The organism is Oceanomicrobium pacificus, from assembly GCF_009833495.1.
Lineage (GTDB): Bacteria > Pseudomonadota > Alphaproteobacteria > Rhodobacterales > Rhodobacteraceae > Oceanomicrobium > Oceanomicrobium pacificus.
On record NZ_WUWG01000005.1, the window covers coordinates 163,951 to 178,262 of the forward strand.

Genomic DNA, 14,312 nt, shown 5'->3' on the forward strand with positions numbered 1-14,312 from the left:
AAATATTTGAACCTGCGACACATCCGAACCGAAAACCGGCCCGTAACGACAGCATTGATACAACAACCATCCAATGAGGATTGAAAACATGCTTCGTCGTACCTTCTTCGCTACTGCTGCTGCTCTGTCCGTGATGGCAGGTTCCGTCGGTATTGCTTCGGCAATGGACAAGAAAGACATTGTGGATACAGCCGTTGAAGCTGGCAGCTTCTCCACTCTTGTTGCTGCTGTTCAGGCTGCCGGCCTGGTTGACACGCTGAAAGGCGACGGCCCGTTCACCGTGTTCGCGCCGACCGATGACGCGTTTGCCGCGCTGCCGGAAGGCACGGTCGAGACGCTCCTGAAGCCGGAGAACAAGGACCAGCTCGTGGCCATCCTGACCTATCACGTGGTGCCCGAGAAGATCATGTCCGGCGACATTGCCGGCAAGAAAGCCAACGTCCTGTCCGTGCAGGGTGACCGGATCGACGTCGACGCCACCAACGGCGTCATGGTTGACGGCGCGAAAGTCGTGACCGCCGACATCGAGACGTCCAACGGTGTCATCCATGTCATCGACGCGGTGATCATGCCGAACTCGTAATCGCTTCCCCGTTGGGGTGTGTGCGGGACCGGTCTTCTTTCGGGGAGGCCGGTCTTGCGATTCCCGGGGGGCGGATCGGTGCGATCTGACCGATCACGCCTGACCCGCGGCTGAGGCGCTCCGCCCGCCTGCGGCACGCCGCGCTTTTCGCAACTGCGGCAAGTTTCTCAAATTCCTTCCTTATCTGAAGCGGCCGCGGACCGGTCAGCGGCACCTGTCCCGTCTTGCATCCTGTACGCGATCAAGAGCGTTGACAGAATCGCATTTCGCTACTTACCTACTAGTTGGTAATAAAAAGGGAGGAGCGACATGTTCGCCAAAACAAAGATTACCATGACCGCAATCACCGCCGCCGTGAGCCTTCTGGCCGCGCCGGCCATGGCGGAATGGAAACCGGACAAACCGATCAACATCATCGTGCCCTGGTCCGCCGGCGGCTCGACCGACCAGGTGACCCGTGTGGTGGCCCCGATCCTCGAAGAGGCGCTCGGCACGCCTGTCGTCGTGGTGAACCAGCCCGGCGCGTCCGGCTCGATCGGCACCAAAGCCGCGCTCGATGCCCCGCGTGACGGCTATACATGGACCGCAAACGCGATCGCGAACAACGCGACCTATGCGGTGACCGGCCTGATCGAGGATACGTCGATCGACGATTACCATATCTACCTGCATGTCGCGAACGTGCCGGTCGTCTCGGTCAATGCCGACGCGCCCTATGCCGATTTCGGCGAACTGCTCGAAGCGATGAAGAGCGGCGATGTCACTGTCGGCACCGCGGGTGTGAACAGCTCCGGCGGCATGGCGCTCGCCGCGATCAAGGAAGCCGCAGGCGAGGAATTGGCCGCGCGCATGGTCGCCTATGACGGCGGAAATCCGGCGGTTCTGGCCGCCGCGTCGGGCGAGGTGGTCGCCACCACCCAGCTTGCTGTGGAACAGACCGAGATGATCAAGGCCGGCAAGCTGCGGGCTCTGGCGGTTCTGTCCGACCAGCCGCTTGTCGTCGAGGGGATCGAGGAGATTCCGCCGATCACCAACTGGCTGAGCGACATGCCGACCGCACCGGACTATTTCGGCGTGTTCATTCCGGCGGGTGCCCCGCAGGAGGTTTACAACACCGTGGATGCCGTCTGGAAAGACAAGGTGATGAACAGCGACGCGCTCAAGTCCTATGCGACAGAGCGCGGTGCGGTTTTTGCCCCGTCCTACGGCGATCAGGCGCGTGAGCGTGCCATGCCGGTGGTGATCGCCGAAGCCTGTGCCCGCGTGTCGCGCGGCGAGGCCGTGGTCGATCCGTCCGAGATCGGGATCACCTGCCCGGCAGAGTGACCTCCCCGTGCCGGGGCGGCCCCCAGCGGTCCGCCCCGGTGCCCTGACGCAACTTTCCCGACACGAGCGGACTTATGCGATTTGACACGCCCCTTGCGGACCGCGTGACGGCCCTTCTGTTCTTCGCGCTTGGCGCCTCCATGGCGATCGGCGGCTATCAGATGGACCGGCTGGAGATCCGCCAGATCCACCCTGCCAGCATCCCCGGGCTTCTGCCGATGGTGCTGGGTGCGGCGCTGATGCTTTGCGCGGTGCTTCTGGCCTTCGAGGCCTCCAAACCCTCGGCCCGTGCCGCCCAGCCTGACAGTGTGTCCTGGTCCGATTTCCTTGTCGTTCTCGGCTTCTGCGCGGTCTATGCGATTGGCATGGTCGGTCGGGTGCCGTTCGGCATCGCGACCGCGATCTTCGTGACCGTTTTCGTGGGCTGGTTCACCCGGCTTCCTGCGAGCGCGCCGCGCCGAGCGAAACTTGTCCGCGCCGTGCTCTCGCTGGTCTTCGGCTGCCTTGTGGCGCTCGCGATCTCGCTTCTGTTCCGCTACGCCTTTCTGGTGCGGCTGCCATGAGCGGGCTGGCGCAATTCTTCGCGGCACTGGGCGAGCTTGCGACGCCGATGGGCCTGTTCCACGTGGCCTGGGCGACGCTGCTGGGCATCTTTGTCGGCTCCTTGCCCGGTCTGACCGCGACGATGGGCGTCGCGCTTCTGACGACGCTGACCTATACGATGGACCGGGACAGTGCGATCCTCGTGCTTCTGTGCATGTATGTGGGCGCGATCTATGGCGGGTCGCGCAGCGCGATCCTGCTCAATATTCCCGGCACGCCGGCCAGTGCGGCCACCTCGCTCGACGGCTACCCGCTCGCGCAGCGGGGCGAGGCGGGCTATGCGATGGCGCTGGCAACCGCCGGCTCGGCGCTCGGCACCGCTGTCGGCATCCTGCTTCTGGTGATGCTGGCGCCGCCGCTCGCGGAGGTGGCGCTCGAATTCGGTTCCTTCGAGTTCTTCTGGCTGGCAGTCTTCGGCATCGTGATTTCCGGCCAGCTGACCGGCGGGGTCAGCCCGCTGCGCGGCTACATTGCCGGTCTGCTCGGACTGATGGTTGCGATGGTCGGCTCGGACGGGATCCACGCGCATGTGCGCTTCAACCTCGGCTGGGACGACCTGAACGGCGGGATCGGCCTGATCCCGGCCATGGTCGGTGCGTTCGGTTTCGCCGAGGTGCTGACGGTCATGTGGCGCCGTGCACCGGAACTGGTGGGGCGAAGCGCGGATGCGAAGCTCAAGAGCCGCACCCTGCCGCGCCTGTCGGACCTCTGGCGCTACAAGTTCACAATTACCCGCTCGGGCATCATCGGCACGTTCATCGGGATCATCCCCGGCGTGGGTGAGGATATCGGCGCCTGGGCCTCCTATGCGGTCGCCAAACGGACAAGCCCCGAACGGGACCAATTCGGCAAAGGATCGCAGGAGGGGCTGACGGCGGCTGAAACCGGCAACAGCGCGGTCGTGCCGGGCGCGCTCATTCCCGCGCTGACGCTCGCGGTGCCGGGCAGCGCGCCGGCAGCGGTTCTGATCGCGGCGCTCTTCATCCACGGGGTGCGGCCCGGTCCGATGATCATGATCGAAGCGCCGACCTTCATCTATTCGGTGGCCGCGATGCTGCTTCTGGCAACGCTCGCCATTGCGATTTTCGGCCTGTCACTGACGCGGCTGTTCATCCAGATCCTGCGCATCCCGCGGGCCTACCTGATGCCGGTCGTCTTCGCGCTGTGCGTGATCGGTCCCTATGCGCTGACCCAGCGGCTCTTCGATGTGTGGGTGATGTTTGCCTTCGGGATCATCGGGTTCGTGTTGCGGCAGATGAACTACCCGATGGCGCCGCTGGTGCTGGGCATCATCCTTGGCGACCTGCTTGACAAGAGCCTGCGGCGCGGCTTGACCCTGAGCGACGGCGATCTTGCACCGTTCTTCACCCGCCCGATCTCGGCCACGTTCGTGGTCGTGATCACGCTCAGCATTCTGGCCGGCCTGCCGCCTCTGCGTCGCGCAATGGCGCGGTTGATGCCGCAACCGGCCGGTCCCAGCCTCGGAGACAGGAAATGACCCCTGCCGCATCCAGCCCCAAGCGCCGGCCGCGCCCGCGCAAGCGCGACGCCGAAGCCTCGCGCCGCCGCATCCTCGATGCCGCGCTGGAGGAGTTTTCCGCCCAGGGCCATGCCGGAGCGCGGATCGACACGATCGCGGAGAAGGCCGAGGTCTCCAAGCCGATGATCTACAGCTATTTTGGTGACAAGGACGCGCTCTATGCCGCGGCCTTGCGTGAAAGCTATGTCCAGATCCGTGCGGGCGAACGGGAATTGCAGACCGATGACATGCCGCCCGAGGATGCAATCCGCGAACTGGTGCGGTTCACCTTGCAGCATTTCGTGTCGCGCCCGTGGTTCATCGCGCTTCTGAACACAGAGAACCTGCGCGGCGGGGACACGATCACCCAGATTGCGGATGTGGCCGAAATCCAGTCGCCGCTGATTGCGAAGCTCGGCCAGATCCTGCGGCGCGGCGCGGCGGAGGGTATTTTCCGCGACGATATCGACCCGGCGGAGTTCTACATCACGATCGCGTCGCTGTGCTATTTTCCGGTGTCCAACCGGCACACGCTCGGCGCCGTTTTCAAGGTGGAGATCGACGCCGAATGGCTTGACCGCAAGGCACAGGAAGCGGGCGAGATGCTGATCCGCTACCTGCGGGTGGACGGGGGCGCCGGGAATGGCTGAGGCGCTCCAGGTCTCGCTCTGCAACGAGCTTCTGGCCGATGAGGGCCTGTCGGTCGACGCGCAATGCGAGGTCGCGGCGGCGCTGGGCTACATGGGGCTGGAACTGGCGCTCGGATCTTTGGTGCCCCGCCCGCACGAGATGACGGACGCGGAGGCCGATGCGCTGCGCGCCCGGATTGAAGGTCACGGGCTGCAGGTGACGGGTTTGCACTGGCTGCTCGCGCCATACCCGGACCTGTCGATCACCGATCCCGACCGGCAGGCGGAAACCGGCGCGGTGCTCGACCGGCTCATCACGCTGTGCGCGCGGCTTGGCGGCACGGTGCTTGTCCATGGCTCGCCCGCGCAGCGCCGTGCGGTGGACGGTGAAGATCCGGCGCGGACCCGCGACCGGCTGGCGGCATTTTTTGCCCCGCGCGCGGAACGCGCTGCGTCTGACGGCGTGACCTATTGCATCGAGCCGCTGTCGCCTGCGGAGACGGACGTCATCACGACCGTCGCAGAAGGCGCGGATCTGGTCGACGCGGTCGGCAGTCCCGCCTTCCGCACGATGATCGACACGAGTGCCGCCGGGCAGGGCGAGGACTGGCCCGTTGCCGATCTGATCCGCCAGTGGGTGCCGGACGGGCGGGTCGCCCATATTCAAGCCAATGACACGAACCGCGGGGCGCCCGGCACGGGGCAGGACCCGTTTCCAGCGATCATGGCGGCGCTCCGGGCGTCCGGCTGGTCCGCACCGGTCGCTGTCGAGCCGTTTCGCACAACCGTCTCTGCCAGCGTCACAGCCGCCATCGGCGCAGCGACGCTGCGCACCGCATGGGAGGCCGCGGCATGAGCGCGCCCATCTATCACATCCGTGACATTGCCCTGCACGCCCGCGATGTGACGCTTCGCCTGCCGTTCCGGTTCGGCGATACGGAAGTGCGGGCGGCGCAGGAAGCCTATCTGCGGGTGACGGTCGAGGGGCCGGAGGGCGTGCAGAAGGGCACCGCCGCGCAATTGATGGTGCCGCGCTGGTTCGACAAGCGCCCGGCGCTCGACAATGACGCGACGGTCGCGGAACTGAAGGCAACGCTTGGCAGCGTGGCGCGGCTGGCACCGGGGCGGTCGGGTACGGTAGCGCGGCTCGGCGGGGAGCTCCGCGCATCGGTGCGCGACGATCTGCCCCCCGACACGCCCGGGCTAGCGGCAGGTTTCGGTCCGGCGCTGCTCGAAGCCGCCCTGATCGACGCGGCCTGCCGTGGTGCGGACCTGCCGTTCGTGGCCGCTGCGCGCGCCGATATTTTCGGGCTGGTGGAGGCCGCGCCGGACTGGCTCGGGGCGGATGCGATGCAGGCAGCCCTTGCTGACCTGCACACCCCCGACCGGATGATGATCCGTCACACGGTCGGCTACGGCGTGCCGCTGACGGCGGCGGATGTGACGGACCGCCCCACAGACGGTCAGCCGGTTGCATTGCAGGACGTGATCGGGGCATGGGGCGTCCGGGCGTTCAAGATCAAGCTGAAGGGCGATCCGGAGGCCGATATCGCATGGCTCGAACGGGTCGCGGCGATCCTCGCGCCGCTCGGGCCGGGGCTGAAGATCAGCCTCGACGCGAACGAGCAATATGCGCCCGAGAGCTTTGCGGATTTCACCGCGCGACTGACGGCGGCGCCCGCGCTTGCGGGCCTGCGCGCCGATTTGCTCTTCGTCGAGCAGCCCTTCCCGCGCGAGCTGTCGCTTGTTGCTGCGCATCCTGTCAGCGCAGATGTTCCCATCGTGATCGACGAGGCCGATGACGCGCCCGATGCGCTCTACCGCGCGCTGGCGCTCGGCTGGTCGGGCAGTTCGGTCAAGAGCTGCAAGGGCGTGTTGCGGGCGGTGCAAAACTTCGCATTGGCGCGCCGGCGTGCGGCGGAGGGGCGGCCGATCATCCTGACATCCGAGGATCTGACCTGCCAGCCGGGCCTGTCCTGGCAGCAGGACACGCTGATGGCGGCCGCGATCGGCGCCACCCACAGCGAGCGCAACGGCCACTATTTCGCCGGCGGCATGCAGGGCGCGTCCGACGCGGAGAAGGCGGCGTTCCTCTCGCGGCACGGTGACATCTATCGCGACGGCCCGGCCGGGCCGCAGCTTCGCATCACGGACGGGCGGGTCGCGATCGGCTCGCTCGACTGCACAGGTTTCGGTGCCGCGGTCCAGCCGGACCTCGCCAGCACCCCCGAACTTGAATTCTGAACGAAAGGACAAGACGTGAAACAGAGGCGAATTGGCATCATCATGCATGGCGTCACCGGGCGCATGGGCATGAACCAGCATCTGATCCGGTCGGTGCTGGCCATCCGCGATCAGGGCGGTCTGGCGCTGAAAGACGGGTCCGTTCTGGTGCCTGATATCCAGATTGTCGGCCGCAATGCCGACCGGGTCGAGGCGCTGGCCAAGCGTCACGGGGTGGACCGCTGGACCACCGACCTCGATGCGGCGCTCGCCAATCCCGAGGACGAGATTTTCTTCGATGCGGCGTCCACCCAATTGCGTCCGGCGTTGCTGCGCAAGGCGATCGAGGCGGGCAAGCATGTCTATTGCGAGAAGCCGATCTCCGAAGGGCTGGACGAGGCGGTCGAAATCGCCCGCTTCGCCCGCGAACGCGGCGTGAAGAACGGCATTGTCCATGACAAGCTCGACCTGCCCGGACTGGTGAAGCTGAAACGCCTGCGCGACTCGGGCTTTTTCGGCCGGATCCTCTCGGTGAAAGGCGACTTCGGCTATTGGGTCTTCGAGGGCGACTGGATGCCCGCGCAGCGGCCGAGCTGGAATTATCGCAAGGATGATGGCGGCGGGATCATCTCCGACATGCTCTGCCACTGGCGCTATGTGCTCGACAATGTGGTGGCACCGGTCAAGTCGGTGAGCTGCACCGGCGCGGTGCATATCCCCGAACGCTGGGACGAGGCGGATGCCCCCTACAAGGCCGATGCCGACGATGCGGCCTATGCGACCTTCGAACTGGAGGGCGGGATCATCGCCCAGATCAATTCCAGTTGGTGTACCCGCGTGCGCCGCGACGATCTGGTGACCTTCCAGGTGGACGGAACGCACGGATCGGCGGTCGCGGGCCTGCATCGCTGCTTCTCTCAGCACCGGGTCAACACGCCCAAGCCGGTCTGGAATCCCGACCAGCCGCAACAGATGAATTTCTATGACGACTGGGAAGAGGTGCCGGACAATATGGTGCTCGACAACGGGTTCAAGGTGCAGTGGGAGCAGTTCCTGCGCCATGTGGTCGAGGACGGCCCGTGGAGCTATTCGCTGGCCGAGGGCGCGAAGGGCGTGCAACTGGCCGAAGCGGGCTACCAGAGCTGGCGTGAGCGGCGCTGGGTCGATCTGCCCGAACTGGAGGTCTGACCCATGGCGCGACTGAACCTGCCCGGCGGTGCCGTCGATCTGGTGGCCGGTCCCGCACCGAAACAGGGCGTCCGCTGGACGCGCACGGCCCTTGCCGCCGCCCATGTGGTCGCCGATCCGCTGGCCGAAGCCGATCCGTGGATCGACTGCGCGGTCGACTGGGACCGGACGCTGGCCTTCCGCACCCATCTCTGGTCGCTTGGCTTCGGCGTGGCCGAGGCGATGGACACGGCGCAGCGCGGTATGGGGCTCGACTGGCCGACCTCGCTGGAGCTGATCCAGCGTTCCACGGCGCTCGCCAAGGCGGGCGGCCATGCGATTGCCTGCGGCGCGGGCACCGACCATCTGGCGCCCGGACCGGATGTGACCGTCGATGATGTGATCGCGGCCTACGAGACCCAGTGCGAGGCGGTCGAGGCCGCGGGCGCGCCGGTCATCCTGATGGCCTCGCGCGCGCTTGCCGCCGCCGCCAAAGGGCCCGATGATTACATCCGGGTCTATGACCGCGTCCTGTCGGGACTGGCGCAGCCCGCGATCCTCCACTGGCTCGGCGACATGTTCGACCCGGCACTGGCCGGCTACTGGGGCCACGGCGACCATATGGCCGCCATGGACACGGCATTGCAGGTGATCGGCGCGAATGCCGCCAAGGTGGACGGGATCAAGGTGTCGCTCCTGTCGGCGGAGAAGGAAATCGCGATGCGCCGGCGCCTGCCGGAAGGCGTGCGCATGTATACCGGCGACGATTTCAACTATCCCGACCTTATTGCGGGCGACGATCAGGGCTATTCCGATGCGCTGCTGGGCATATTCGACCCGATCGCCGGTCCGGCCGCGGTGGCGCTCGGCCATCTGGCGGACGGGGACATGGACGCCTATCACGCCACCTTCGGGCCGACCGTTCCGCTGTCGCGCCACATTTTCGGGGCGCCGACCCGCTTCTACAAGACGGGAGTCGTCTTTCTGGCCTATCTGACCGGGCATCAGGACCATTTCACGATGATCGGCGGGCAGGAAAGCGCGCGCTCCACCCTGCATCTGGCGCAGATCGTGCGGCTGGCCAATGCGGCCGGGCTCTTTACCGATCCCGACCTTGCCGCGGCGCGGGCACGACCGGTCTTCGCCACCCGCGGGCTGGAGGTCTGATATGGCCCTGTCACCCGTCACGCCGGACCGGATCTCGCTCAACACAGCCACGCTGCGAGAGCAATGGTCGCTCGCGGACTGTATCGACGGCTGCCAGCGCCACGGGTTCGGCGGCATCGCGCCGTGGCGCGACAAGTTGCAGGAGATGGGTGTCGACAGGGCCGCGCGGGCGATCCGCGCGGCGGGTCTATCGGTGTCGGGCCTCTGCCGCGGAGGCTGGTTCACCGAAGAAGGCGCGCTGACGCCTGCGGTGATCGACGACAATATCCGCGCGGTGGATGAAGCGGCCGAGATCGGCGCCGCCTGCCTCGTGATGGTGGTCGGCGGCCTGCCCAAGGGCAGCCGCGATATCGGCCTTGCCCATGGTCTGGTCGAGGAGGGGCTGGCGCGCACGCTTGAGCATGCGCGCTCGGTCGGGATGCCGGTGGCGATCGAGCCGCTGCATCCGATGTATGCGGCCGACCGGGCCTGCGTAAACACCATGCGCCACGCGCTCGATATATGCGACCGTCTGGGGCCCGGCATCGGTGTGGCCTGCGACGTCTACCATGTCTGGTGGGACCCAGATCTGGCCGAACAGATCGAGCGGACCGGCACCGAGCGGATGCTGGCCTTCCATGTCTGCGACTGGCTGGTGCCGACGCGCGACATGCTGACCGATCGCGGCATGATGGGCGACGGGGTGATCGACATTCCCGCCATCCGCGCGCAGGTCGAAAGCGTCGGCTTCTCCGGCCTGACGGAGGTAGAGATCTTCTCCGCCCTCGACTGGTGGAAACGGGATCCGGATGAGGTGATGCAGATCATCATCGAACGCTGCGCCAAGGTCGTCTGAAGATCAGCCCGGCTGTGCGATCCCCCGCGGACCCTGCGGGGCTTTCACCTTGCCTGCGAGCAGGTCCTGCAAGGGCGCGAACCGGTCGATCATGTGGCGGCGGAAGACCCGGACGCGCTGGGTGCGCGCCAGTTCCGGATGGTAGAGCAGCCAGAGGTCGAGATCATGCCGCCGGTCGGGCGCTGACAGGCGTTCGAGCAGCGGATCGGCATCGCCCATGAAACAGGGCAGGTGGGCCATGCCCGCGCCTTCGCGCAGGGCAGCCAGCGTCAGGAGCGTGTCGTTGACGAAGAACCGGTGATCCCCGTCGGGACAGTTTTCCCGCAGCCACCCGACATGCAGGTCGCAACAGGACACGCCGAGCCACGGCGGCGGCGCATCCAGCCCGCCCGCCCGCCCGCGCTTGCCATAGACGGCTGACGCGACCGTGCCGAGCCGCGCACCGATCAACGTCTCGCGCGGGGTGTTGGTCAGGCGGATCGCCACGTCGGCCTCTCGGTTGGCAAGGCTGACAAAATCGTTCGACACATCGACATGGAGCGTGATGCCGGGATGCGCGTCGGAAAAACCGGTGAGCATCGGCATCAGGATCGTGGCGGCCAGATTGCTGACGGTGGACAGCCGGAGCGTGCCTGTTTCCTCGCTGTCGAGCCCGCCGAGGCGGCTCTCGTAGCCAAGGATCTCGCTCTCCATCCGCTCGGCGGAGAAGCGCAATTCCTCCCCGGCCTCGCTGAGCGCGAAGCGCCCGTGGCTGCGGTCGAGCAGGGTGGTGCCGAGCCGCTCCTCCATCTGGCGGATCCGGCGGGAAACGGTGGAATGCTGGACGCCCAGCCGCCGTGCCGCGCCGCTGATCGACGCGGCCCGCGCCACGGCAAGAAAGATGCGGATATCGTCCCAGTCCATGCCTGACCTCCACCGGTCCGCAGCGCGTCCGGACCGTGATGGTGGCTTGGCGATTTCTGCACAGCCAGTGTCGATCCGTCGCGAATTGACCGGAGCATGCATGAAAGCGCAATATTTATCAAGGTCTTAACCCTTGTCCCGAACGGCAGCATGGGTGTGCTGTCCAGCCTGCGGAGACGGATCGCCGGCTCTGGCCGGATCTCCGCAGGCGCCCATCGGAGGCAGGAACGCATGGAGGATGTCATGACCAAAGTTGCCGTGGTGCAGGAACCGCCCGTCTATCTCGACCTGCCGAAATCGCTCGAACGGGCGGCCGACCTGATCGGCCGCGCAGCCGCGGATGGCGCTGGGCTCGTGGTGTTTCCCGAAGCCTGGCTGCCGGGCTACCCGACCTTTGTCTGGCGGCTGAAGCCCGGCGCGGAAATGGGCGTCACCGACACGCTCTACGCCCGGCTTCTGGCCAATTCGGTGGATGCAGGTGCCGGCGGGCTTGGCCCGGTCTGCGCGGCGGCAAAGGAGCATGGCACGGTTGTCGTGATCGGCTTTCAGGAGGTGGACGGCAGCGCCAGCGGGTCCACGATCTTCAACAGTTGCGCCACGATCGACGGCGACGGGCAGGTCCTGAACATCCACCGCAAGCTGATGCCGACCAACCCGGAGCGGATGGTCTGGGGCTTTGGCGACGGGGCCGGCCTGCGGGTGGTGGAGACGGGCGTCGGGCGGATCGGCGCGCTGATTTGCTGGGAAAGCTACATGCCGCTCGCCCGTGCAGCGCTCTACGCCCAGAATATGGACATTTACTGTGCCCCGACATGGGACAGCGGCGAGACTTGGCTGGCCAGCATGCAGCATATCGCGCGCGAGGGCGGGTGCTGGGTGATCGGATGCGCCACGGCGCTGGAAGCGCGCGACGTGCCGGAGGATGTGCCGCATCGCGACCGGATTTTCCCCGATGCCGACGAGTGGATCAATCCCGGCGACGCGGTGATCTACAAGCCGTTCGGTGGCGTTCTGGCCGGACCGATGCACGCCACCAAGGGTCTGCTCACGGCCGAGATCGACGCGGCCGAGGCCGCCGCCGCCCGGCGCAAGTTCGACGCGACCGGCCATTATGCGCGGCCGGATGTCCTGCACCTGACCGTCAATCGCGACCGTCAGCGGGCCGTGTCTTTCGCAGACGACTAATATTTCTAGGAAAATTTGGGGCAAGGGCGTAATATCAGCGGGCATGTTCCAGATGCCCGGATCCCGTTTATTGGACAAAGGGGATGATCTGATGACGCCTTCAATTTGGACGATCCGACGCGCGGACTTCAGTGCCGCCGTTCTGGCTTTGATGTGCGCCGCGATTTTCTTGCCGACCGGCGCGTGGGCCGACAAGGCGGTGGAGCCTGTCGAACTGTCGGACATTCGCGGGATGAGATATTGCGAATTTCTGCTGATCTACGACGACCGCGTCGAGATCTACAACACATCTGCCTCCGACGGGTGCCCGGCGGACAAGTGGGACGCGCTCGATGTCGATGCGCTCGCGGCGGAAAATGGTGCGGTCAAGGCGCAGCTGAACGGCCCGAAATTCTGGGCAGTGGACGCGCAAAACATTTCCCTGGGCGAAACGAAGAGCTTCGGCGGGATCGACGCGCGCTATGGCGCGACCCTGCCGCTCAGCGCGGTGGGCTCGGGCGAAGGCGCCGATCCCTACACGCCCTTCACTAGCGCCAAGGACCAGACCTTCTTCGTCGAGGCGGGGCAGCCCGTCTACCAGCTGACGGATGCGGAGGGGCAGACCTACCTCCTCAATGCCTATGGCGGGCAGGTGACGGACGGTGATCCGTCCAACCTTGTGGACCAGCTGCAACCGCCGGAGGGATGGCGCTTTGACATCGTGACGCTGGATGCGCCGCTGACCGTCGAAGGGTCGAGCGACACGCCGGTCCATATGGTGGGTGACGATCTGCGCCAGTATTACACCCGCTACGAGGCTGGCGGTCAGTGACCCTGGCCAGCGCCGCGAAATCGCTCAGTGTCGCGATCGCGGCACTGTGGCTCGCAGGAAGTGCCGCCGCGCAATCGGCCGGCCCGGCCACCCTGTCGGGCTACCGCGCCACTTCGGATCTGGAAACGGGGGACAGCGTCACCGAGGATCTGGCGGTCGATGATCAGCGCGTCGACGGCGTCCTGAGTTTCCCGAAGATCGAAGCTGCGGTCGCGCCCTGGTTCGACTGGAAGCGGCGGATCAATGACCGATACGGCCTGAAGCTGCAATTCAGCTACCAGACGCTGCACCAGCAGTTGAGCGATACGCTCGGCGCGGACAATGCGGCGGCATCGCGGGCGCAGATCCAGGGGTCTTGGGCACTGGTCGGGCGTGGCACGAAAAACACCGGCACGCTCACCTTCCGGCTGGAGAACCGCCGCACGCTCGGCTCAGACATCCCGCCGACCAGCCTCAACTACCAGTATGGCGGCATCACGCCGTCGGGCGGATTCAGCGATTTCGGCACCGCGCTCAGCGAACTGGCCTGGCGGCAGTCCCTGCTGGAGGGGCGGTTCCGCTTCGTCCTTGGCAAGATCAGCGCCCTGTCCTGGTATAACGGCCACGCGCTCTCCTCGTCGCTACGCGGGTTCCAGAACCTTGCGCTCCAGAGCAGCCTGACCAAACCGGCGCCGGGGCGCGGTCTGGGCGGCGGCGTTGCCTTCGAATTGAACGAACGGTTCGGCATGGTGGCGGGCATCCATGATGCCAATGCCAAGACGGCCGGCAATCCGTTCGACACGATCGGGGAAGGGGAATTCTACAAATCCGTCGAGTTCCGCTACTGGCCGACCACGCCCGACCGGCGGAAGTGGGACGTGGTGCGCCTGCAATTCTGGCAACAGGATGCGCTCAGTGCCAAGGGCGTGCCTGCAGGGCAGGGCGCGACGTTCCTGGCCAGCACGCTCATCAACGACCGCTGGTTTCCCTTCGTGATTGCGGGGCATTCGGACGGCAAGGCCACGCTGATGAAGACCGATGTGACCGGCGGGCTCGGCATCGCCTTCGACACGAAGCACCGCGCGGCGAGCGACGTGCTGGGGCTGGCGCTCAGCTGGGGTGATCCGTCGAGCGACGCGCTGCGCGAACAGCTGACGGCGGAAGCCTTCTACCGCTTCACGCTGGTGCAGAACGTGACCATCACACCCGCCATCCAGTGGGTGCAGAACCCCGCCGCAAACCCCGCCTTCGACGAGGTGGTGACGGCTGGCCTCCGGTTGCGCGTGACCTTCTGATTCCGTCCCTGCACGCTGTCTGATCGGCGGATTGCGCACGATCCGGTTGGAGAAAATCGGGAAAACCGCTACGATCCACGTTCGACC

At 66.1% G+C, this 14,312-nt stretch carries 14 protein-coding genes; 13 read left to right on the forward strand and 1 reads right to left on the reverse strand.

Annotation, left to right across the window (positions count from 1 at the left end):
• Positions 1-88: 88 nt before the first annotated feature.
• The 10 genes from GSH16_RS12240 to GSH16_RS12285 all read left to right on the forward strand — a co-directional run bounded on the left by GSH16_RS12240 (position 89) and on the right by GSH16_RS12285 (position 10,052).
• Positions 89-583 (forward strand): fasciclin domain-containing protein, encoded by a 495-nt coding sequence (locus GSH16_RS12240; RefSeq protein ID WP_160855504.1) that lies wholly within the window; start codon positions 89-91, stop codon positions 581-583.
• Positions 584-892: 309 nt separating this feature from the next.
• Positions 893-1,909: a Bug family tripartite tricarboxylate transporter substrate binding protein gene (locus tag GSH16_RS12245; protein WP_235913183.1), complete on the forward strand. Its 1,017-nt coding sequence runs from the start codon at positions 893-895 to the stop codon at positions 1,907-1,909.
• A gap of 74 nt (positions 1,910-1,983) precedes the next feature.
• Entirely contained in the window at positions 1,984-2,472 is a 489-nt protein-coding gene (locus tag GSH16_RS12250) for a tripartite tricarboxylate transporter TctB family protein (protein ID WP_160855506.1), read from the forward strand.
• The gene (locus tag GSH16_RS12255; protein WP_160855508.1) at positions 2,469-4,010 is read left to right on the forward strand and encodes a tripartite tricarboxylate transporter permease; all 1,542 of its coding nucleotides are present in this window, start codon (positions 2,469-2,471) and stop codon (positions 4,008-4,010) included. The genes GSH16_RS12250 and GSH16_RS12255 overlap by 4 nt, the downstream gene beginning before the upstream one ends.
• Positions 4,007-4,681, forward strand: a complete 675-nt coding sequence (locus GSH16_RS12260; protein ID WP_160855510.1) for a TetR family transcriptional regulator — start codon at positions 4,007-4,009, stop codon at positions 4,679-4,681. The genes GSH16_RS12255 and GSH16_RS12260 overlap by 4 nt, the downstream gene beginning before the upstream one ends.
• Entirely contained in the window at positions 4,674-5,516 is an 843-nt protein-coding gene (locus GSH16_RS12265; protein ID WP_160855512.1) for a sugar phosphate isomerase/epimerase family protein, read from the forward strand. Before GSH16_RS12260 ends, GSH16_RS12265 begins: the two co-directional genes overlap by 8 nt.
• Positions 5,513-6,904 (forward strand): enolase C-terminal domain-like protein, encoded by a 1,392-nt coding sequence (locus GSH16_RS12270; protein WP_160855514.1) that lies wholly within the window; start codon positions 5,513-5,515, stop codon positions 6,902-6,904. The genes GSH16_RS12265 and GSH16_RS12270 overlap by 4 nt, the downstream gene beginning before the upstream one ends.
• A 15-nt stretch (positions 6,905-6,919) precedes the next feature.
• On the forward strand, positions 6,920-8,071 hold the full coding sequence (locus tag GSH16_RS12275) for a Gfo/Idh/MocA family protein (RefSeq protein ID WP_328803225.1): 1,152 nt from the start codon (positions 6,920-6,922) through the stop codon (positions 8,069-8,071).
• 3 nt (positions 8,072-8,074) lie between these two features.
• Positions 8,075-9,217: a dihydrodipicolinate synthase family protein gene (locus GSH16_RS12280; protein WP_160855516.1), complete on the forward strand. Its 1,143-nt coding sequence runs from the start codon at positions 8,075-8,077 to the stop codon at positions 9,215-9,217.
• A gap of 1 nt (position 9,218) precedes the next feature.
• The gene (locus GSH16_RS12285; protein WP_160855518.1) at positions 9,219-10,052 is read left to right on the forward strand and encodes a sugar phosphate isomerase/epimerase family protein; all 834 of its coding nucleotides are present in this window, start codon (positions 9,219-9,221) and stop codon (positions 10,050-10,052) included.
• Between the two features lie 3 nt (positions 10,053-10,055).
• On the opposite strand, the gene GSH16_RS12290 is transcribed toward GSH16_RS12285, so the two are convergent.
• The gene (locus tag GSH16_RS12290; protein WP_160855520.1) at positions 10,056-10,955 is read right to left on the reverse strand and encodes a LysR family transcriptional regulator; all 900 of its coding nucleotides are present in this window, start codon (positions 10,953-10,955) and stop codon (positions 10,056-10,058) included.
• Between the two features lie 243 nt (positions 10,956-11,198).
• Here GSH16_RS12290 and GSH16_RS12295 point away from each other — a divergent pair, with 243 nt between their 5' ends.
• From GSH16_RS12295 to GSH16_RS12305, 3 genes are all read left to right on the forward strand, one after another.
• The gene (locus GSH16_RS12295) at positions 11,199-12,140 is read left to right on the forward strand and encodes a carbon-nitrogen hydrolase family protein (RefSeq protein ID WP_160855522.1); all 942 of its coding nucleotides are present in this window, start codon (positions 11,199-11,201) and stop codon (positions 12,138-12,140) included.
• Between the two features lie 91 nt (positions 12,141-12,231).
• Complete coding sequence (locus tag GSH16_RS12300) at positions 12,232-12,951, forward strand: hypothetical protein (protein WP_160855524.1); 720 nt, start codon at positions 12,232-12,234, stop codon at positions 12,949-12,951.
• On the forward strand, positions 12,948-14,225 hold the full coding sequence (locus GSH16_RS12305) for a carbohydrate porin (protein ID WP_160855526.1): 1,278 nt from the start codon (positions 12,948-12,950) through the stop codon (positions 14,223-14,225). The genes GSH16_RS12300 and GSH16_RS12305 overlap by 4 nt, the downstream gene beginning before the upstream one ends.
• Positions 14,226-14,312 lie beyond the last annotated feature (87 nt).